18 protein-coding genes are annotated in these 20549 nt (G+C 54.6%); 9 read left to right on the forward strand and 9 right to left on the reverse strand.

The genetic code is table 11. The features are described from left to right. The 9 genes from RT644_RS23460 to rpoC all read left to right on the forward strand — a co-directional run. On the forward strand, positions 1–80 hold an 80-nt coding region (locus RT644_RS23460), incomplete at its 5' end, for a hypothetical protein (protein ID WP_001184435.1). Between the two features lie 228 nt (positions 81–308). Continuing rightward, on the forward strand, positions 309–692 hold the full coding sequence (gene secE, locus RT644_RS23465; protein ID WP_003033128.1) for a preprotein translocase subunit SecE: 384 nt from the start codon (positions 309–311) through the stop codon (positions 690–692). 1 nt (position 693) lies between these two features. Next, positions 694–1239, forward strand: coding sequence for a transcription termination/antitermination protein NusG (nusG, locus tag RT644_RS23470; RefSeq protein ID WP_006816549.1), 546 nt, complete (start codon positions 694–696; stop codon positions 1237–1239). Positions 1240–1380: 141 nt separating this feature from the next. Beyond that, on the forward strand, positions 1381–1809 hold the full coding sequence (gene rplK / locus RT644_RS23475; protein ID WP_002438627.1) for a 50S ribosomal protein L11: 429 nt from the start codon (positions 1381–1383) through the stop codon (positions 1807–1809). Positions 1810–1812: 3 nt separating this feature from the next. Further along, positions 1813–2517: a 50S ribosomal protein L1 gene (gene rplA / locus RT644_RS23480; RefSeq protein WP_017460030.1), complete on the forward strand. Its 705-nt coding sequence runs from the start codon at positions 1813–1815 to the stop codon at positions 2515–2517. A gap of 300 nt (positions 2518–2817) precedes the next feature. After that, entirely contained in the window at positions 2818–3315 is a 498-nt protein-coding gene (gene rplJ / locus RT644_RS23485) for a 50S ribosomal protein L10 (protein WP_002438625.1), read from the forward strand. A gap of 66 nt (positions 3316–3381) precedes the next feature. Then, the gene (gene rplL / locus RT644_RS23490; protein WP_014882064.1) at positions 3382–3750 is read left to right on the forward strand and encodes a 50S ribosomal protein L7/L12; all 369 of its coding nucleotides are present in this window, start codon (positions 3382–3384) and stop codon (positions 3748–3750) included. A 324-nt stretch (positions 3751–4074) separates the two neighbouring features. After that, positions 4075–8103, forward strand: coding sequence for a DNA-directed RNA polymerase subunit beta (gene rpoB / locus RT644_RS23495; protein ID WP_020456057.1), 4029 nt, complete (start codon positions 4075–4077; stop codon positions 8101–8103). A 76-nt stretch (positions 8104–8179) separates the two neighbouring features. Then, a complete protein-coding gene (rpoC, locus tag RT644_RS23500) occupies positions 8180–12403 on the forward strand; it encodes a DNA-directed RNA polymerase subunit beta' (protein ID WP_020456058.1) in 4224 nt (1407 codons plus the stop codon). A gap of 241 nt (positions 12404–12644) precedes the next feature. On the opposite strand, the gene RT644_RS23505 is transcribed toward rpoC, so the two are convergent. From RT644_RS23505 to thiC, 9 genes are all read right to left on the reverse strand, one after another. After that, the gene (locus RT644_RS23505; protein ID WP_020456059.1) at positions 12645–12962 is read right to left on the reverse strand and encodes a PTS lactose/cellobiose transporter subunit IIA; all 318 of its coding nucleotides are present in this window, start codon (positions 12960–12962) and stop codon (positions 12645–12647) included. Between the two features lie 4 nt (positions 12963–12966). Then, a complete protein-coding gene (locus tag RT644_RS23510; protein ID WP_020456060.1) occupies positions 12967–13272 on the reverse strand; it encodes a PTS sugar transporter subunit IIB in 306 nt (101 codons plus the stop codon). A 145-nt stretch (positions 13273–13417) separates the two neighbouring features. Next, a complete protein-coding gene (locus tag RT644_RS23515; protein ID WP_045514615.1) occupies positions 13418–14947 on the reverse strand; it encodes a sensor domain-containing diguanylate cyclase in 1530 nt (509 codons plus the stop codon). A gap of 208 nt (positions 14948–15155) precedes the next feature. After that, positions 15156–16310 (reverse strand): 2-iminoacetate synthase ThiH, encoded by a 1155-nt coding sequence (thiH, locus tag RT644_RS23520; protein WP_313628367.1) that lies wholly within the window; start codon positions 16308–16310, stop codon positions 15156–15158. Further along, the gene (gene thiG / locus RT644_RS23525) at positions 16307–17077 is read right to left on the reverse strand and encodes a thiazole synthase (RefSeq protein WP_313628369.1); all 771 of its coding nucleotides are present in this window, start codon (positions 17075–17077) and stop codon (positions 16307–16309) included. Before thiG ends, thiH begins: the two co-directional genes overlap by 4 nt. A 1-nt stretch (position 17078) precedes the next feature. Continuing rightward, the gene (gene thiS / locus RT644_RS23530; RefSeq protein ID WP_017460019.1) at positions 17079–17279 is read right to left on the reverse strand and encodes a sulfur carrier protein ThiS; all 201 of its coding nucleotides are present in this window, start codon (positions 17277–17279) and stop codon (positions 17079–17081) included. After that, positions 17260–18018 (reverse strand): HesA/MoeB/ThiF family protein, encoded by a 759-nt coding sequence (locus RT644_RS23535; protein WP_045514608.1) that lies wholly within the window; start codon positions 18016–18018, stop codon positions 17260–17262. The genes thiS and RT644_RS23535 overlap by 20 nt, the downstream gene beginning before the upstream one ends. After that, positions 18011–18646, reverse strand: a complete 636-nt coding sequence (gene thiE / locus RT644_RS23540) for a thiamine phosphate synthase (protein WP_313628372.1) — start codon at positions 18644–18646, stop codon at positions 18011–18013. The genes RT644_RS23535 and thiE overlap by 8 nt, the downstream gene beginning before the upstream one ends. Next, positions 18646–20538: a phosphomethylpyrimidine synthase ThiC gene (gene thiC, locus RT644_RS23545; RefSeq protein ID WP_045514595.1), complete on the reverse strand. Its 1893-nt coding sequence runs from the start codon at positions 20536–20538 to the stop codon at positions 18646–18648. The genes thiE and thiC overlap by 1 nt, the downstream gene beginning before the upstream one ends. Positions 20539–20549 lie beyond the last annotated feature (11 nt).

Consider the following 20549-nt stretch of genomic DNA (forward strand, 5'->3'; position numbering starts at 1 on the left):
TGGACGATGGTCTGCGTTTCGCAATCCGTGAAGGCGGCCGTACCGTTGGCGCGGGCGTTGTAGCAAAAGTTCTCAGCTAATCGCTGATAACATTTGACGCAATGCGCAAGAAGAGGGCATCATTTGATGCCCTTTTTGTACGCTTTCGAACCAGAACCTGGCTCATCAGTGATTTTATTTGTCATAATCATTGCTGAGACAGGCTCTGAAGAGGGCGTTAGTCCGAATCTCGCCAGAGCATTTCGGTTTGGTTGCCTCGCTTATGCGGGGCAAAAATGTTTGTCTGAATTCTTGTGACAGGTTGGTTTATGAGTGCGAATACCGAAGCTCAAGGGAGCGGGCGCGGCCTGGAAGCGATGAAGTGGGTTGTTGTTGCAGTACTGCTGCTCGTGGCTATCGTTGGCAACTATCTTTATCGTGACATGATGCTGCCGCTCCGCGCGCTGGCAGTTGTTATTCTGATTGCTGCAGCAGGTGGTGTCGCGCTGTTGACGACGAAGGGTAAAGCGACCGTTGCTTTTGCCCGTGAAGCGAGAACCGAAGTACGTAAAGTGATTTGGCCCACTCGTCAGGAAACATTGCACACCACATTGATCGTGGCTGCCGTAACTGCAGTCATGTCACTGATCCTGTGGGGACTGGATGGTATTCTGGTCCGCCTGGTTTCCTTTATCACTGGCCTGAGGTTCTGAGATGTCTGAAGCTCCTAAAAAGCGCTGGTACGTCGTTCAGGCGTTTTCCGGTTTTGAAGGCCGCGTAGCTACTTCGCTGCGCGAGCATATCAAATTACACAATATGGAAGAGTTGTTTGGCGAAGTCATGGTGCCGACTGAAGAAGTGGTCGAAATCCGTGGTGGTCAGCGTCGCAAAAGCGAACGCAAATTCTTCCCGGGCTACGTCCTTGTCCAGATGGTGATGAATGACGCCAGCTGGCACCTGGTACGCAGCGTTCCGCGCGTAATGGGCTTCATCGGCGGCACGTCCGATCGTCCGGCGCCGATTAGCGATAAAGAAGTGGATGCGATCATGAACCGCCTGCAACAGGTTGGTGATAAGCCGCGTCCGAAAACGCTGTTTGAACCGGGTGAAATGGTCCGCGTTAGCGACGGTCCGTTTGCCGACTTTAACGGTGTGGTTGAAGAGGTGGACTATGAGAAGTCTCGCCTTAAAGTGTCTGTTTCTATCTTCGGTCGTGCGACCCCGGTAGAACTGGATTTCAGCCAGGTCGAAAAAGCCTAAATATTCGGCGATCAAACGTTGCACAGGGCGCGAAATTGACATACAATTTCGCGCCTTTTGTTTTTATGGGTCTCGTATCCGTAAAACGTATTCAAACACGGGGAGCCTTTCGGGGCGCTATACCCAAACGAGGAAATTTCAATGGCTAAGAAAGTCCAGGCCTACGTCAAGCTGCAGGTTGCAGCTGGCATGGCAAACCCGAGCCCACCGGTTGGTCCGGCTCTGGGTCAGCAGGGTGTTAACATCATGGAATTCTGTAAAGCGTTTAACGCCAAAACTGATTCCATCGAAAAAGGTCTGCCAATTCCGGTTGTTATTACCGTTTACGCTGACCGCTCCTTCACTTTCGTTACCAAAACGCCTCCGGCAGCAGTTCTGCTGAAGAAAGCGGCTGGTATCAAGTCTGGTTCCGGCAAGCCGAACAAAGACAAAGTGGGCAAAGTAACCCGCGCTCAGGTGCAGGAAATTGCTCAGACTAAAGCCGCGGACATGACCGGTGCTGACATTGAAGCGATGACTCGCTCAATCGAAGGTACTGCGCGTTCCATGGGCCTGGTAGTGGAGGATTAAGAAATGGCTAAACTGACCAAGCGCATGCGCGTGATCCGTGACAAAGTTGATGCGACCAAACAGTACGACATCAACGAAGCCATTGCTCTGCTGAAAGAGCTGGCCACTGCTAAATTCGTAGAAAGCGTAGACGTTGCTGTTAACCTCGGCATCGATGCGCGTAAATCTGACCAGAACGTACGTGGTGCAACTGTACTGCCGCACGGTACTGGCCGTTCTGTTCGCGTAGCCGTATTTACCCAGGGCCCGAACGCTGAAGCTGCTAAAGCAGCTGGCGCTGAGCTGGTAGGTATGGAAGATCTGGCTGAGCAGATCAAAAAAGGCGAAATGAACTTCGACGTAGTAATTGCTTCTCCGGATGCAATGCGCGTTGTTGGCCAGCTGGGCCAGGTTCTGGGTCCGCGTGGCCTGATGCCAAACCCGAAAGTTGGTACCGTAACGCCGAACGTTGCTGAAGCGGTTAAAAACGCTAAAGCCGGTCAGGTTCGTTACCGTAACGACAAAAACGGCATCATCCATACCACCATCGGTAAAGTGGATTTTGACGCTGACAAATTGAAAGAAAACCTGGAATCTCTGCTGGTTGCGCTGAAAAAAGCAAAACCGTCTCAGGCGAAAGGCGTGTACATCAAGAAAATTAGCATCTCCACCACCATGGGTGCGGGTGTTGCGGTAGACCAGGCTGGTCTGAACGCAGTAGCGAACTAATATTCGCCTTTACGTGGGTGGTGGATTTGTCTACAATCTTACCCCCACGTTTTGCTAGCGTAAGTTAGCAAACAAACAGATTTGTTCGTTGGAGTCTGGCCTAATCCAGGCCTCCGTCGAAGACCGCAGGTGTTTCGTAAGAAGCTTAATTCCCTGCGTAGACGGTGACAGAACCTAAAGATTATTTTTAAAGTACTCTTTGGCTTGTTTCTGCTCACCGTATTAAGACGCTCTTTTCATTGAGAAGAGTGAAGTGAGTTCCAGGGCATGAGCCCTGGCAAACATCCAGGAGCAAAGCTAATGGCTTTAAATCTTCAAGACAAACAAGCGATTGTTGCTGAAGTCAGCGAAGTAGCCAAAGGCGCGCTGTCTGCGGTTGTTGCGGATTCCCGTGGCGTTACCGTAGATAAAATGACCGAACTGCGTAAAGCAGGTCGCGAAGCCGGCGTTTACATGCGTGTTGTTCGCAACACCCTGCTGCGCCGTGTTGTTGAGGGTACTCAGTTTGAGTGCCTGAAAGACGCGTTCGTTGGTCCGACCCTGATTGCATACTCTATGGAACACCCGGGCGCTGCTGCTCGTCTGTTCAAAGAGTTCGCGAAAGCGAATGCAAAATTTGAGGTCAAAGCCGCTGCCTTTGAAGGTGAGTTGATCCCGGCGTCCCAGATCGATCGCCTGGCAACCCTGCCGACCTACGAAGAAGCAATTGCACGCCTGATGGCAACCATGAAAGAAGCCTCTGCTGGCAAACTGGTTCGTACTCTGGCTGCTGTACGCGATGCGAAAGAAGCTGCTTAATCGCAGTTTTCTTTATAAAGCATTTGCTTACGTATAAACTTATTCTGATATTCAGGAACAATTTAAATGTCTATCACTAAAGATCAAATCATTGAAGCAGTTGCCGCTATGTCCGTAATGGACGTTGTAGAACTGATCTCTGCAATGGAAGAAAAATTCGGTGTTTCTGCTGCTGCTGCTGTAGCTGTTGCTGCTGGCCCGGCTGCTGATGCTGCTGAAGAAAAAACTGAGTTCGACGTAATTCTGAAAGCCGCTGGCGCTAACAAAGTTGCTGTTATCAAAGCAGTACGTGGCGCAACTGGCCTGGGTCTGAAAGAAGCTAAAGACCTGGTAGAATCTGCTCCGGCCGCTCTGAAAGAAGGCGTGAGCAAAGATGACGCTGAAGCTCTGAAAAAATCTCTGGAAGAAGCTGGCGCTGAAGTTGAAGTTAAATAAGCCAACCCTTCCGGTTGCAGCCTGAGAAATTAGGCTGATGGCTGGTGACTTTTTGGTCACCAGCCTTTTTGCGCTGTAGAAGGTACCGGTAGCGTTTCACACTGTTTGACTGCCAGTAGCCTTTACAATGCTTGTTTCTATCGACGACTTAATATACTGCGACAGAAAGTTCTTTCTGTGTAAATCGCAATGAAATGATTTAAGCGTGATAGCAACAAGCATTGCGGGAAGTGCTCCACTTTCCGGTCTAAAAAAATAGTGTTGCATAAACTGTCCCTTTCGACGGACAGAGTGGGTCGACTTGTCAGCGAGCTGAGGAACCCTATGGTTTACTCCTATACCGAGAAAAAACGTATTCGTAAGGATTTTGGTAAACGTCCACAAGTACTGGATGTCCCATATCTCCTTTCTATCCAGCTTGACTCGTTCCAGAAGTTTATCGAGCAAGATCCTGAAGGGCAGTACGGTCTGGAAGCGGCGTTCCGCTCCGTGTTCCCGATTAAGAGCTACAGCGGCAATTCGGAACTGCAATACGTCAGCTACCGTCTTGGCGAACCTGTTTTTGACGTTAAAGAATGTCAGATCCGTGGTGTAACGTATTCCGCTCCGCTGCGCGTAAAACTGCGTCTGGTGATCTACGAGCGCGAAGCGCCGGAAGGCACCGTTAAAGACATTAAAGAACAAGAAGTCTACATGGGCGAAATTCCGCTCATGACCGACAACGGTACCTTTGTTATCAACGGTACTGAGCGTGTTATCGTTTCTCAGCTGCACCGTAGTCCTGGCGTCTTCTTCGACAGCGATAAGGGGAAAACCCACTCATCTGGTAAGGTGCTTTATAACGCACGTATTATTCCTTACCGTGGGTCATGGCTGGACTTCGAGTTCGACCCGAAAGATAACCTCTTCGTGCGTATCGACCGCCGCCGTAAACTGCCGGCGACCATTATTCTGCGCGCGCTGAACTACACCACTGAGCAGATTCTCGATCTGTTCTTTGAGAAAGTTGTCTTTGAAATCCGCGACAACAAATTGCAGATGGAACTGGTGCCGGAACGCCTGCGTGGCGAAACTGCATCCTTCGATATCGAAGCAAACGGCAAAATGTATGTTGAAAAAGGTCGCCGTATTACCGCGCGTCATATTCGTCAGCTGGAAAAAGACGAAATTCAACACATTGAAGTACCGGTTGAGTACATCGCAGGCAAAGTTGCAGCTAAAGACTACGTTGACGAATCCACTGGCGAGCTGATCTGCCCGGCAAACATGGAGCTGTCGCTCGATCTGCTGGCGAAGCTGAGCCAGTCTGGTCACAAACGTATCGAAACCTTGTTCACCAACGATCTGGACCACGGTCCGTACATCTCTGAGACCGTACGTGTCGACCCGACCAACGATCGTCTGAGCGCGCTGGTAGAAATCTACCGCATGATGCGCCCTGGTGAGCCGCCGACTCGCGAAGCTGCAGAAAGCCTGTTCGAGAACCTGTTCTTCTCTGAAGACCGCTACGATCTCTCTGCGGTTGGTCGCATGAAGTTCAACCGTTCTCTGCTGCGCGACAGCATCGAAGGTTCCGGTATCCTGAGCAAAGAAGACATCATCGAAGTGATGAAAAAGCTCATCGGTATCCGTAACGGCATCGGTGAAGTGGATGATATCGACCACCTCGGCAACCGTCGTATCCGTTCCGTGGGCGAAATGGCGGAAAACCAATTCCGTGTTGGCCTGGTTCGTGTAGAACGTGCGGTGAAAGAGCGTCTGTCTCTGGGCGATCTGGATACCCTGATGCCGCAGGACATGATCAACGCGAAGCCTATCTCTGCAGCCGTTAAAGAGTTCTTCGGTTCCAGCCAGCTGTCACAGTTTATGGACCAGAACAACCCGCTGTCCGAGATTACGCACAAACGTCGTATCTCTGCACTCGGCCCAGGCGGTCTGACCCGTGAGCGCGCAGGCTTTGAAGTTCGAGACGTACACCCGACCCACTACGGTCGCGTATGTCCGATCGAAACGCCTGAAGGTCCGAACATCGGTCTGATCAACTCCTTGTCCGTGTACGCACAGACTAACGAATACGGCTTCCTGGAAACGCCGTACCGTAAAGTGACCGACGGCGTTGTAACTGACGAGATCCATTACCTTTCTGCTATCGAAGAAGGTAACTACGTTATCGCTCAGGCGAACACCAACCTGACGGAAGAAGGTCGTTTCGTAGACGATCTGGTAACCTGCCGCAGCAAAGGCGAATCCAGCCTCTTCAGCGCAGACCAGGTTGACTACATGGACGTTTCCACCCAACAGGTGGTTTCTGTCGGTGCATCCTTGATCCCGTTCCTGGAACACGATGACGCCAACCGTGCATTGATGGGTGCGAACATGCAACGTCAGGCGGTTCCGACTCTGCGCGCTGACAAGCCGCTGGTTGGTACCGGTATGGAACGTGCTGTTGCCGTTGACTCCGGTGTAACCGCAGTTGCTAAACGTGGCGGTACTGTCCAGTACGTGGATGCCTCTCGTATCGTTATCAAAGTTAACGAAGATGAGATGTACCCGGGCGAAGCAGGTATCGACATCTATAACCTGACCAAATACACCCGTTCTAACCAGAACACCTGCATCAACCAGATGCCGTGTGTTTATCTGGGTGAGCCAATTGAGCGCGGCGACGTGCTGGCAGACGGCCCGTCCACCGACCTCGGTGAACTGGCGCTCGGTCAGAACATGCGCGTAGCGTTCATGCCGTGGAACGGTTACAACTTCGAAGACTCCATCCTCGTCTCCGAGCGTGTGGTTCAGGAAGATCGTTTCACCACGATTCACATCCAGGAACTGGCGTGTGTGTCTCGTGACACCAAGCTGGGGCCAGAAGAGATCACCGCAGACATCCCGAACGTGGGTGAAGCCGCGCTCTCTAAACTGGATGAATCCGGTATCGTTTACATCGGTGCGGAAGTGACCGGCGGCGACATTCTGGTTGGTAAGGTAACGCCGAAAGGTGAAACCCAGCTGACGCCAGAAGAGAAACTGCTGCGTGCGATCTTCGGTGAGAAAGCGTCTGACGTTAAAGACTCTTCTCTGCGCGTACCGAACGGTGTTTCCGGCACCGTAATCGACGTTCAGGTCTTTACCCGCGATGGCGTGGAAAAAGACAAACGTGCGCTGGAAATCGAAGAAATGCAGCTCAAACAGGCGAAGAAAGACCTGTCTGAAGAACTGCAGATCCTCGAAGCTGGCCTGTTTAGCCGTATTCACAGCGTGCTGGTTTCCGGCGGCGTTGAAGCTGACAAGCTCGACAAACTGCCGCGCGACCGCTGGCTGGAACTCGGCCTGACCGACGAAGAGAAACAAAATCAGCTGGAACAGCTGGCTGAGCAGTATGACGAACTGAAACACGAGTTCGAGAAAAAACTCGAAGCGAAACGCCGCAAAATCACTCAGGGCGACGATCTGGCACCGGGCGTGCTGAAAATCGTTAAGGTTTATCTGGCCGTTAAACGTCAGATCCAGCCTGGTGACAAAATGGCAGGTCGTCACGGTAACAAGGGTGTTATCTCCAAGATCAACCCGATCGAAGATATGCCATACGATGAAAACGGCACGCCGGTTGACATCGTACTGAACCCGCTGGGCGTACCGTCTCGTATGAACATCGGTCAGATCCTTGAAACTCACCTGGGTATGGCTGCGAAAGGTATCGGCGACAAGATCAACGCCATGCTGAAACAGCAGCAAGAAGTCGCGAAACTGCGCGAATTCATCCAGCGTGCATACGATCTGGGTGCTGACGTTCGTCAGAAAGTCGACCTGAGCACCTTCAGCGATGAGGAAGTTCTGCGTCTGGCAGAAAACCTGCGCAAAGGTATGCCGATCGCAACGCCGGTCTTCGACGGTGCGAAAGAGTCTGAAATCAAGGAACTGTTACAGCTGGGTGGCCTGCCGACTTCCGGTCAGATCACACTGTTCGACGGTCGTACCGGTGAGCAATTCGAGCGCCAGGTTACCGTTGGCTACATGTACATGCTGAAACTGAACCACCTGGTTGATGACAAGATGCATGCGCGTTCTACCGGTTCTTACAGCCTGGTTACTCAGCAGCCGCTGGGTGGTAAGGCGCAGTTCGGTGGTCAGCGCTTCGGGGAGATGGAAGTGTGGGCGCTGGAAGCATACGGCGCGGCATACACCCTGCAGGAAATGCTCACCGTTAAGTCTGATGACGTGAACGGTCGTACCAAGATGTATAAAAACATCGTGGACGGCAACCATCAGATGGAACCGGGTATGCCTGAGTCCTTCAACGTACTGTTGAAAGAGATTCGTTCGCTGGGTATCAACATCGAGCTGGAAGACGAGTAACTCTCGCTCAAACAGGTCACTGGTGCCGGGTTAATCCCCGGCACCAGATTGTGCTAACTCCGACGGGAGCAAATCCGTGAAAGACTTATTAAAGTTTCTGAAAGCGCAAACTAAAACCGAAGAGTTTGATGCGATCAAAATTGCTCTGGCATCGCCAGACATGATCCGTTCATGGTCTTTTGGTGAAGTTAAGAAGCCGGAAACCATCAACTACCGTACGTTCAAACCTGAGCGTGACGGCCTTTTCTGTGCGCGTATTTTCGGGCCAGTAAAAGATTACGAGTGCCTGTGCGGTAAGTACAAGCGCCTGAAACACCGTGGTGTGATCTGTGAGAAGTGCGGCGTTGAAGTGACCCAGACGAAAGTGCGTCGTGAGCGCATGGGCCACATCGAGCTGGCGTCTCCGACCGCCCACATTTGGTTCCTGAAATCTCTGCCGTCCCGTATCGGCCTGCTGCTGGATATGCCGCTGCGCGATATCGAACGTGTTCTGTACTTCGAATCCTATGTGGTTATCGAAGGCGGTATGACCAATCTGGAACGTAACCAGATCCTGACCGAAGAACAGTACCTGGACGCGCTGGAAGAGTTCGGTGACGAATTCGACGCGAAAATGGGCGCCGAAGCTATTCAGGCCCTGCTGAAAAGCATGGATCTGGAGCAAGAGTGCGAACAGCTGCGCGAAGAGCTGAACGAAACCAACTCCGAAACCAAACGTAAGAAGCTGACCAAGCGTATCAAACTGCTGGAAGCGTTCGTACAGTCTGGTAACAAACCGGAGTGGATGATCCTGACTGTTCTGCCAGTGCTGCCGCCGGATCTGCGTCCGCTGGTTCCGCTGGATGGTGGTCGTTTCGCAACGTCGGATCTGAACGATCTGTACCGTCGCGTGATCAACCGTAACAACCGTCTGAAACGCCTGCTGGATCTGGCGGCGCCGGATATCATCGTACGCAACGAAAAACGTATGCTGCAGGAAGCGGTTGACGCCCTGCTGGATAACGGCCGTCGCGGTCGTGCGATCACCGGTTCCAACAAACGTCCGCTGAAATCTTTGGCCGATATGATCAAAGGTAAACAGGGTCGTTTCCGTCAGAACCTGCTCGGTAAGCGTGTTGACTATTCCGGTCGTTCTGTAATCACCGTAGGTCCATACCTGCGTCTGCATCAGTGCGGTCTGCCGAAGAAAATGGCACTGGAGCTGTTCAAACCGTTCATCTACGGCAAGCTGGAACTGCGTGGCCTCGCCACCACCATCAAAGCCGCGAAGAAAATGGTTGAGCGCGAAGAAGCTGTCGTTTGGGATATCCTGGACGAAGTTATCCGCGAACACCCGGTACTGCTGAACCGTGCACCAACACTGCACCGTCTGGGTATCCAGGCGTTTGAACCGGTACTGATCGAAGGTAAAGCCATCCAGCTGCACCCGCTGGTTTGTGCGGCATATAACGCCGACTTCGATGGTGACCAGATGGCTGTTCACGTACCGCTGACGCTGGAAGCCCAGCTGGAAGCGCGTGCGCTGATGATGTCCACCAACAACATTCTGTCTCCGGCGAACGGCGAACCTATCATCGTTCCGTCTCAGGACGTTGTACTGGGTCTGTACTACATGACCCGTGACTGTGTTAACGCCAAAGGCGAAGGCATGGTGCTGACTGGCCCGAAAGAAGCTGAGCGTATTTACCGCGCTGGCCTGGCCTCTCTGCATGCGCGCGTTAAAGTGCGTATCACCGAGTACGAAAAAGACGCTAATGGCGAATTCGTAGCGAAAACCAGCCTGAAAGACACGACCGTTGGCCGTGCGATTCTGTGGATGATCGTTCCGAAAGGTCTGCCTTTCTCCATCGTCAACCAGGCGCTGGGCAAGAAGGCTATCTCCAAAATGCTGAACACCTGTTACCGCATTCTGGGCCTGAAGCCGACCGTTATTTTTGCTGACCAGACGATGTACACCGGCTTTGCATATGCAGCGCGTTCAGGTGCATCCGTGGGTATCGATGACATGGTCATCCCGGCGAAAAAACACGAGATCATCAGCGAAGCGGAAGCCGAAGTTGCTGAGATCCAGGAGCAGTTCCAGTCTGGTCTGGTGACCGCTGGCGAACGCTATAACAAAGTTATCGATATTTGGGCCGCGGCGAACGATCGCGTATCCAAAGCGATGATGGATAACCTGCAAACTGAAACCGTTATTAACCGTGACGGCGTTGAAGAGCAGCAGGTTTCCTTTAACAGCATCTACATGATGGCCGACTCCGGTGCGCGTGGTTCTGCAGCCCAGATTCGTCAGCTTGCTGGTATGCGTGGTCTGATGGCGAAGCCGGATGGCTCCATCATCGAAACGCCGATCACCGCGAACTTCCGTGAAGGTCTGAACGTACTCCAGTACTTCATCTCCACGCACGGTGCGCGTAAAGGTCTGGCGGATACCGCACTGAAAACCGCGAACTCCGGTTACCTGACCCGTCGTCTGGTAGACGTGGCACAGGATCTGGTCGTAACCGAAGACGATTGTGGCACGCTGGAAGGCATCACCATGACGCCGGTTATCGAAGGTGGCGATGTTAAAGAGCCGCTGCGCGATCGCGTTCTGGGTCGTGTAACCGCAGAAGACATTCTGAAGCCGGGTACTGCAGATATTCTGGTTCCGCGCAATACGCTGCTGCACGAACAGTGGTGTGACCTGCTGGAAGCGAACTCTGTTGACTCAGTGAAAGTGCGTTCCGTTGTATCGTGTGACACCGACTTTGGTGTGTGCGCCCACTGCTATGGTCGTGACCTGGCGCGTGGCCACATCATCAACAAAGGTGAAGCCATCGGCGTTATCGCGGCACAGTCCATCGGTGAGCCGGGTACACAGCTGACGATGCGTACGTTCCACATCGGTGGTGCGGCATCTCGTGCGGCTGCTGAATCCAGCATCCAGGTGAAAAACAAAGGTAGCATCCGCCTGAGCAACGCGAAGACGGTTGTGAACTCCAGTGGCAAACTGGTTATCACCTCCCGTAACACTGAGCTGAAACTGATCGACGAATTCGGTCGTACCAAAGAAAGCTATAAAGTGCCTTACGGTGCGGTAATGGCGAAGGGTGATGGCGAGCAGGTTGCCGGCGGTGAAACCGTTGCAAACTGGGATCCGCACACCATGCCGGTTATCACTGAAGTGGCTGGTTTCATCCGCTTCACCGATATGATCGACGGCCAGACGATTACTCGTCAGACCGACGAACTGACCGGTCTCTCTTCGCTGGTGGTTCTGGACTCTGCAGAGCGTACCTCTGGCGGTAAAGACCTGCGTCCGGCACTGAAAATCGTTGACGCTAATGGCAACGACGTACTGATCCCGGGCACCGATATGCCTGCCCAGTACTTCCTGCCGGGTAAAGCGATTGTTCAGCTGGAAGATGGCGTTCAGATCAGCTCCGGTGACACCCTGGCGCGTATTCCGCAGGAATCCGGCGGTACCAAGGATATTACCGGTGGTCTGCCGCGCGTTGCGGATCTGTTCGAAGCACGTCGTCCGAAAGAGCCGGCAATCCTGGCGGAAATCAGCGGTATCATCTCCTTCGGTAAAGAGACCAAAGGTAAACGCCGTCTGGTGATCACGCCGGTTGACGGTAGCGATCCGTACGAAGAGATGATTCCGAAATGGCGTCAGCTCAACGTGTTTGAAGGTGAACGTGTAGAACGTGGTGACGTGGTTTCCGACGGTCCGGAAGCACCGCACGACATTCTGCGTCTTCGTGGCGTACACGCGGTAACGCGTTATATCACCAACGAAGTACAGGACGTTTACCGTCTGCAGGGCGTTAAGATCAACGATAAGCACATCGAAGTTATCGTTCGTCAGATGCTGCGTAAAGCCACCATCGTTAACGCAGGAAGCTCCGACTTCCTGGAAGGTGAGCAGGTTGAATACTCTCGCGTCAAGATCGCTAACCGCGAGCTGGAAGCAGCAGGCAAAATCGGTGCAACCTATGCACGCGATCTGCTGGGTATCACCAAAGCGTCTCTGGCAACCGAGTCCTTCATCTCCGCGGCATCGTTCCAGGAGACCACTCGTGTGCTTACCGAAGCAGCCGTTGCGGGTAAACGCGACGAACTGCGCGGTCTGAAAGAGAACGTCATCGTGGGTCGTCTGATCCCGGCCGGTACTGGTTATGCGTACCACCAGGATCGTATGCGCCGTCGCGCCGCTGGCGAACTGCCGGCAGCACCGCAGGTGACTGCGGAAGACGCGTCCGCGAGCCTGGCAGAACTGCTGAACGCAGGTCTGGGTGGTTCCGACAACGAGTAATCGTTTCGCGTAATAAAAAACCCGCTTCGGCGGGTTTTTTTTTGTCTGAAATCCGCGGCCTAAGACCGCGATCGCGTTGCAGGACGGGTTGTATAGGCGCCGGGCAGCGGCATTTCTCTGCACCATCCCGAATGCCATGTTGTGCAATTACGCAATTACATGGGGAAAACACGTCACGACTTTTCGCTGCACGAAAAAAAGCCCGCCAGAGCGGGCATAGTAATCGTATGAAAGCGATGTCTTAATCTCGCGGCGGCAGGCGGCGGTAAAGCTCGATCATATCGGTCGCCAGATCCTGAATCACCATTGCGTTCATCAGGTGATCCTGCGAATGAACGGTGATCAAATTCACCGGCAGCTTACCGGTGCCTTCATCGAGCCCGATAAGCTGGGTTTGAATTTTATGCGCGGCTTTCACGAATTCGCGCGACTCTTCCATCGCTTTTTCTGCTTCAGCAAAATCGCCTTTACGCGCCATTTGTAACGCGGTTAATGCCTGGCTACGCGCCGCGCCCGCGTTAACCAACAACTCCATAATGATGGTTTCTAAATCTTCCACGCATTCACTCCAGTAGCTTAAGGGCTTTTTCCAGAACGACATCACCTTTCATCATGCCGTAATCCATCATGTCGATCACCGCCACTTTCTTGCCCAGCGGTTCCGCCTGCGCCTGCAATTTTGCCTGCTCGTATTTCACCTGCGGCCCCAGCAACACGATATCCGCTGTTGCAATTTCATCTTTAAATTCCGCAACAGGAACCGCTTTGATAGTGACCTCGACGCCTTTTTTCTGCGCCGCGTCTTTCATGCGTTGCACCAACATGCTGGTGGACATACCCGCTGCACAGCATAAAACGATGTTTTTCATAGTCAGCCTCGGTGTTGATGGGATAGGTGATAATTATCCCGCGCTGTTGGGTTCAACAACCGCTTTACCGCGATTGTGTGTAGGGCATCACAAAGAATCCCTGCATAACATGAAACCGGTTGCAACCTTGCGACGCGCCGCCTGGCTATGGGTGATTCACCAGTAGAATTCGGTTCTTACCTTGCTGCTTCGCTTTATAAAGCGCTTCATCCACACGGCCGACCAGCTGGTTTAGCGGTTCCATGTTCCACTCACCCAAACCAGCGCTAAACGTGACCGACAGCTCTTTCTCGCGCCATGTACGGTTCTCCACTTTTACCCGCCACTGCTCCAGTAGCGCCTGCGCGTTATCGATATGCGCATGCGGGAAAATCACCGCGAACTCTTCGCCACCGTAGCGATAGAGCGAAATCCCCTGCGGCTGCAAGATCTGAATGCCTTCACGCGCTACGTTGCGCAGCACGATGTCGCCATTCAAATGTCCCCAGGTGTCGTTAATGGATTTGAAATTATCGATATCCACCAGCGCCAGAGCAAACGGCTGATGATCGTTCATCAGCGCGGCAATATCGGCATCAAAGGCGCGGCGATTCTTACAATTGGTCAGCGCATCCATGGTCGCCTGCCGCACCCACGTTTGTTCCCGCTCTTTACTGCTTTCAATCGCCTTACTCAACATCGCTTCAAGCCGTGGGGCGCGGGTTACATCACCGGTTTTTATCGCATCGATTATGTTGAGCAGCACCGTGCGCGAGCTGTGGCGTAAATAGAGGCCAAACAGAATGATAAACACTGCCGCCGTGGTGAATCCCCAACCGACAAGCTGAAGCTGATGGTGAACGCGTTTATCCAGTGTGCTGGCGGATACTTTATAGATCACAAACCATTCCGGGTTGGTGAAGGCGTAGTAGTAATACCAGCACGCATTTTTTTCATCGAAAATCGCGCCTTCAGCACTGGTCATCGCTGCGAGTATTGTCGGGCTGACGAGTGTTTTGAATAACGCGCCAGTGTCCGGGTGCAGCATCGCTTTGCCTTCGCCGTCGATAACGAAGAATTCGCCAGGCATCGGGGGTTGCATGGTGCGCAGGGTGAAACCCATTGAGGCCAGATCAAGGTGAAAAGCCAGCGTCCCTTTTAATTTACCGTCCGGCGCTATCACCGGTTTATAAATGCTCACTATCGGGTTATGGGTAAAAAAATCCATGTAGCTGCGGGTATAGTGATTAAACATGCTGGCTTCCGCCTGGTGCATAAACCACGGACGCGTACTGGCATTGAAATTTTCACCGCTGCCCATAACCTGTGGCGCGCGCAGGTAAACGCCGCGCGAGTCGGCGAGAGAGATCGACGATACCGAGGGCATCAGCGCCAGCAACTGCATCAGCAATTTCAGTCCCTTGTCCCGATCGCCGTTAACGGTGACGTCTAACTGATCGTCATGGGCGAAGAATGCGGCGGCGCGATTGAGAACATAGTCGTTTTCACGCAGCATCGACTGGGTGTAATTCACCGCCAGGTTATGCGCGAAATTGCGATTCACATCGTGGTACTCCTCCAGCGTCTCTTTACGCATACCGGCGATAATCATGAGCGCGATTATCACAAAACTGAGGAGGATCCCGGCAAGGCTCACCAGAATTGGTCTTGTAAATGAAAGTTGTTTGCTATGCATTTTCTTATCCTTGAACATGCAAAAGAGGAACAGATATCAGTATAGGGGCTGCGTGAGAGATAGCGTACCTGAAGTGAGTAAGGCGGAGCGGAAGAGAGGAAGAGCGCCCGCTCCGGTCAGTCTCATAACCTGACAGCGCAAGCATGAAGGTTCGGGCGACAAGCCACCATCGCCCGATTTTGCTTTTACGTAGCAGGCCGGGAAAGTATTAACCCGTTATCTGCGCGTTGCGGCTTTTTTGCGGCGCACGTCCCAGCCAGCTATCCCAGTCTTTCCATACCGGTTGCAGCCCACGGGCGATCAGCGCATCGGCAACGTCCTGCGGGCGGCGCTCATCATGGGGCGAAAATTGCTCCAGCTCCGGGTGATTGTCGGCATAGCCGCCCGGCTGCGTTTTGGAAAACGCGCTTACGTTATTAATCGCCAGCGGAATAACGTGATCGCGAAAGTGCGGTGATTCGCGCGTGGATAGCGACAACTCCGTGTCCGGTGCCAGCAGGCGAAACGCGCAAATGGTTTGCACCAGTTGCCGCTCATCCATCACTGACGCAGGCTCCACGCCGCCCGCGCAAGGGCGCAGGCGGGGGAAGGAGATGGAATAACGGCTTTTCCAGTAGCGCTGTTGTAGCCACAGCAAATGTTCGGCAACCATATAGCAATCCACTCGCCAGCTGTCGGACAGGCCCATTAACGCGCCGAGACCAATCTTGTCGATACCCGCGCGGCCCAGCCTGTCCGGCGTCTCCAGCCGCCAGAAGAAGTCCTGTTTTTTACCGCGCAGATGGTGACGTGCATACTGGCTTTCGTGGTACGTCTCCTGGTAGACCATTACGCCATCAAGACCAAGGGTTTTCAGCTCGGTGTACTCCGGCTCGGAAAGCGGCTGCACTTCCATTTGCAACGAGGCGAACTGGCGGCGGATCGCCGGCATATGGCGGCGAAAGTAGTCCATCCCGACTTTGCCCTGATGCTCACCGGTGACCAGCAACAGATGCTCAAACCCCAGTTCGCGTATGGCGGCGCATTCACGCGCAATCTCCTGCTCATCCAGCGTTTTGCGCTTCAGGTGATTGCTCATCGAAAACCCGCAATAGGTGCAGTCATTGGCGCAAAGGTTAGAGAGATAAAGCGGAACATAAAAACTGACGGTGTTGCCAAAACGCTGGCGCGTGAGCCGCTGCGCTTGCTGTGCCATCGGTTCAAGAAAACCGGCGGCGGCGGGGGAGAGCAGTGCCATCATATCGTGGCGCGTCAGTTGCCGGGCATTGAGTGCGCGTTCAACATCGGCGGCGGTTTTGCTGTGGATGCGTAGGCGGATATCGTCCCAGTCCAGTTGCCGCCAGCGGTCGGTGAAGGTGCTCATAATGTTTCCTCCAGGAAACCGGTGAGCGGGCTAGTGGCTTGCGCGTAACGCTGGCGGGCGCCTGGTACGGCCTGGCGGGCCAGTGTTCCGGCCTCGACAGCCAGGCGAAAAGCGCGCGCCATGTTGACCGGGTCGTCGGCGACCGCGATCGCGGTATTGACCAGCACCGCGTCAGCCCCCATCTCCAGCGCCTGCGCCGCGTGGCTGGGCGCGCCGATCCCGGCATCGACCACCACTGGCACATTCGCCTGCTCGATAATAATCTCCAGCATGGCGCGGGTTTCCAGCCCCTGGTTGGAGCCGATCGGTGCGCCCAGCGGCATGATTGCCGCGCAGCCTACCTCTTCAAGCCGTTTACACAGCACCGGATCGGCACCGCAATAGGGCAGAACCACAAAACCTATCTGCACCAGTTTTTCCGCCGCGCGCAAGGTTTCAATCGGATCGGGCAGCAGCCAGCGGGCATCCGGATGAATTTCCAGTTTTAGCCAGTGCGTGCCGAGTGCTTCCCGTGCCAGTTGGGCGGCGAAAATGGCCTCTTCGGCGTTTTTCGCCCCGGAGGTGTTAGGCAGCAACGCCACACCCGCATCCAGCAAGGGTTGCAACAGCATATCGGTACGCTGGCGCAGGTCGACGCGCTTCATCGCCAGCGTTACCAGTTCGCTGCCCGACGCATGAATCGCATCGACCATCAGTTGCGGCGTGGCGAACTTGCCGGTGCCGGTAAACAGCCGTGAAGTGAACTCTTTTTCTGCAATACGTAACATCTCAGCCCCCTGCGATAACCTGAAACAGCAGGATGTGATCGCCGTCCTGCACAAGATGGTTTTCCCACTGCTCACGCGGCAGGATCTGTTGATTAACGGCCAGCGCGACACCCGGTTTGAGCTGATTGAGTTGCTCAAGCAGGGTGGCGACGGAAAGCCCGGCGACGCAGTTCATCGATTCGTCATTGAAGCGTATCTGCATGTCGCCCTCCACAAACCGGGCACTGGCGGGAAGCGTGCAGCGCCAGCGTGCGCCAAAGATTGGTGCGCGCGTCGAACAGGCGCAGCTCACCGCTGGTGGTGTGCAGCCCGTTCAACAATTTAATGGCTTCCAGCGCCTGCATGGCACCCATAATGCCCACCACCGGGCCAACAATACCGGCGGTGCGACAGTTGCGTTCTGGCTCGCTGTCGTCCGGCCATAAACAGCGGTAGCAGCCCTGCTGCCAGGGCGGCGTCAGCACCATCAACTGGCCGCCAAAACCGACTGCGCTGGCGGTGATAAGCGGTGTCTCCAGCGCTACGCAGGCAGCGTTGATCGCCTGGCGTGTCAGCATGTTGTCGCTACAGTCGAGCACCACATCGGCCTGCTGAACTTGCTGGTGCAACGCCTCACCGCTCAAGCGCTGCTGGAGCGTAATCAGCTCGATATCCGGGTTTAATCTGTGCAGGCGCTGCGCGGTGACCTGGGTTTTTGGCTGGTTGATATCATCGGTGGTAAATAAAATCTGCCGCTGCAAGTTGCTCAGGTGTACGGCGTCGTCATCCGCCAGCACCAGCGTGCCGATCCCTGCGCCCGCAAGGTAGACCGCCGCCGGTGCGCCAAGACCGCCGAGGCCGATAATTAATACCCGGCTGGCGAGTAATTTTTGCTGACCGGTAACCGCGATATCCTCCAGCAGGATCTGGCGGCTGTAGCGCATAAAGTCACGATCATTCATCGCCCACCCCCGCCAGTTGCAGTAATTGCTGGGTTGCCTGTTGCCAGTTATCCGCCCGTGTGATGGCGCTGACCACCGCAATACTGCCCACGCCGGTTGCCAACACATCCGGCGCACGCGCAAGGCTGATACCGCCAATAGCAACGGTTGGATAATCTTTCAGCCGTGCAACGTGACGCGCCAGCTGTTCCAGTCCCTGCGGCGCAGAAGGCATCTGTTTGGTTTGCGTGGGAAAGACATGGCCCAGCGCGATGTAAGAGGGGCGGGCCGCCAGCGCCACGTCGATTTCCATATCGTCATGGGTGGAGACGCCAAGGCGCAAACCTGCCGCGCGAATGGCGCTTAAGTCGGTCGTTTCCAGATCTTCCTGACCAAGATGCACACCGTAAGCCTGGTGTTTGAGCGCCAGTCGCCAGTAATCGTTAATAAACAGCCGCGCATTAACGCGACGGCCAAGCGCGATGGCTGCCATCACATCCGCTTCAACGTCCTCGTCGCGTTTATCCTTGATGCGCAGTTGCAGCGTGCGCACGCCCGCATCCAGTAAACGGGCAATCCAGTCGACGCTGTCGACCACCGGGTAAAGGCCGAGGCGGAAGGGCACCGGTGGGAAATCGGGCTGATACATCAGGCTTCCTCCCTCTTCAGGTAGATCTCACCGCCGCGTGCGCGGAAGTCGCTGGATTTATCCGCCATACCGACTTCAATCGCCTGGGTTGCCGCGTAGTCACGCACCTCTTGCGAGATTTTCATCGAACAGAATTTCGGCCCGCACATGGAGCAGAAGTGCGCCACTTTGCCGGATTCCTGCGGCAGCGTTTCATCGTGGTAGGCGCGCGCGGTAAACGGGTCGAGCGCGAGGTTGAATTGATCCTCCCAGCGGAACTCAAAACGCGCTTTCGACATGGCGTTGTCGCGGATCTGCGCGCCAGGGTGGCCTTTGGCCAGGTCAGCGGCGTGAGCGGCGATTTTGTAGGTAATCAGCCCCTGTTTAACGTCCTCTTTATTGGGTAAGCCAAGGTGCTCTTTTGGCGTGACATAACAGAGCATCGCGCAGCCAAACCAGCCAATCATCGCCGCGCCAATACCGGAGGTGAAGTGGTCATAGCCCGGCGCGATATCGGTGGTTAGCGGCCCCAGCGTATAGAATGGCGCTTCGTGGCAGTGCTCCAGTTCTTCGGTCATATTGCGGCGGATCATCTGCATTGGTACATGCCCCGGGCCTTCAATCATCACCTGAACGTCATACTCCCAGGCGATTTTGGTCAGTTCGCCAAGCGTATGCAGCTCGGCAAACTGCGCTTCGTCGTTGGCGTCCTGAATGGAGCCTGGGCGCAAGCCATCGCCCAGCGATAGCGAAACGTCATAAGCGGCGCAGATTTCGCAGATCTCGCGAAAATGGGTGTAGAGGAAGTTTTCCTGATGATGGGAGAGGCACCATTTCGCCATAATCGAGCCACCGCGCGAGACAATGCCGGTCAGGCGCTGCGCGGTCATTGGCACATAGCGCAGCAGCACGCCCGCGTGGATGGTGAAATAGTCCACCCCTTGCTCCGCCTGTTCCAGCAGGGTGTCGCGAAACGCTTCCCAGGTCAGATCTTCGGCGATCCCGTTAACCTTCTCCAGTGCCTGGTAGATCGGCACTGTACCGATCGGCACCGGGCTGTTACGCAGGATCCATTCCCGGGTTTCGTGGATATAACGCCCGGTGGATAAATCCATGACCGTGTCCGCGCCCCAGCGCGTCGACCAGACCAGCTTTTCCACCTCTTCTTCGATCGAGGAAGTCACCGCCGAATTACCGATATTGGCGTTCACCTTCACCAGGAAGTTGCGACCAATGATCATTGGCTCCGATTCCGGATGGTTAATATTTGCCGGGATAATCGCCCGCCCGGCGGCGACTTCATCGCGCACAAATTCCGGGGTGATGTTTTCCGGCAGGCGCGCGCCAAAACCTTCGCCCGGATGCTGCTTACGCAACACTTCGCTGCGAATGCGCTCGCGGCCCATGTTTTCGCGAATGGCGATAAACTCCATCTCCGGCGTGACGATGCCTTTGCGCGCATAGTGCAGTTGCGTGACGCGCTGGCCGGGTTTCGCGCGGCGCGGCGTCAGTAAACCGCTAAAACGCAGTTCGTCGAGGCCATCATCGGCCAGCCGTTCGTTGGTATAGACAGAGCTGCGCTGTTCCAGTGTTTCGCTGTCATCACGGGCGGCAATCCACGGTGCGCGCAGTTTCGCCAGCCCTTGCTGGACATCAATCGCAATATCCGGATCGCCATACGGGCCCGAGGTATCGTACACCGGCACCGCTTCATTCTCTTCAAACTGCGGGTGTTCTTTTGTGCCGCCGGTAAGCGTCGGGCTCAGCTGGATTTCGCGCATCGGAATGCGGATATCGGGTTGCGAACCGGTGATGTAGATGCGGCGCGAGTTGGGGAAAGCGGTGCCTTCCAGTGTGTCGATGAAGTGTTGCGCCTGGGCGCGTTGTTCACGGCGTGTAAGTTTTGCAGACATAGCTCATTCCA

The sequence above is a fragment of the Kosakonia sp. genome (assembly GCF_032104925.1).
Classification (GTDB): domain Bacteria; phylum Pseudomonadota; class Gammaproteobacteria; order Enterobacterales; family Enterobacteriaceae; genus Kosakonia.

Bases quoted from the DNA above. Each gene is read 5' to 3' on its own strand.
- nusG (WP_006816549.1), top strand. From the start codon at position 694: ATGTCTGAAGCTCCTAAAAAGCGCTGGTACGTCGTTCAGGCGTTTTCC.
- secE (WP_003033128.1), top strand. From the start codon at position 309: ATGAGTGCGAATACCGAAGCTCAAGGGAGCGGGCGCGGCCTGGAAGCG.
- RT644_RS23535 (WP_045514608.1), bottom strand. From the start codon at position 18,018: ATGAATGATCGTGACTTTATGCGCTACAGCCGCCAGATCCTGCTGGAG.
- rplJ (WP_002438625.1), top strand. From the start codon at position 2,818: ATGGCTTTAAATCTTCAAGACAAACAAGCGATTGTTGCTGAAGTCAGC.
- thiH (WP_313628367.1), bottom strand. From the start codon at position 16,310: ATGAGCACCTTCACCGACCGCTGGCGGCAACTGGACTGGGACGATATC.
- thiG (WP_313628369.1), bottom strand. From the start codon at position 17,077: ATGTTACGTATTGCAGAAAAAGAGTTCACTTCACGGCTGTTTACCGGC.
- thiC (WP_045514595.1), bottom strand. From the start codon at position 20,538: ATGTCTGCAAAACTTACACGCCGTGAACAACGCGCCCAGGCGCAACAC.
- rpoB (WP_020456057.1), top strand. From the start codon at position 4,075: ATGGTTTACTCCTATACCGAGAAAAAACGTATTCGTAAGGATTTTGGT.
- rplA (WP_017460030.1), top strand. From the start codon at position 1,813: ATGGCTAAACTGACCAAGCGCATGCGCGTGATCCGTGACAAAGTTGAT.
- thiS (WP_017460019.1), bottom strand. From the start codon at position 17,279: ATGCAGATACGCTTCAATGACGAATCGATGAACTGCGTCGCCGGGCTT.
- RT644_RS23515 (WP_045514615.1), bottom strand. From the start codon at position 14,947: ATGCATAGCAAACAACTTTCATTTACAAGACCAATTCTGGTGAGCCTT.
- thiE (WP_313628372.1), bottom strand. From the start codon at position 18,646: ATGTATCAGCCCGATTTCCCACCGGTGCCCTTCCGCCTCGGCCTTTAC.
- rplL (WP_014882064.1), top strand. From the start codon at position 3,382: ATGTCTATCACTAAAGATCAAATCATTGAAGCAGTTGCCGCTATGTCC.
- RT644_RS23510 (WP_020456060.1), bottom strand. From the start codon at position 13,272: ATGAAAAACATCGTTTTATGCTGTGCAGCGGGTATGTCCACCAGCATG.
- rplK (WP_002438627.1), top strand. From the start codon at position 1,381: ATGGCTAAGAAAGTCCAGGCCTACGTCAAGCTGCAGGTTGCAGCTGGC.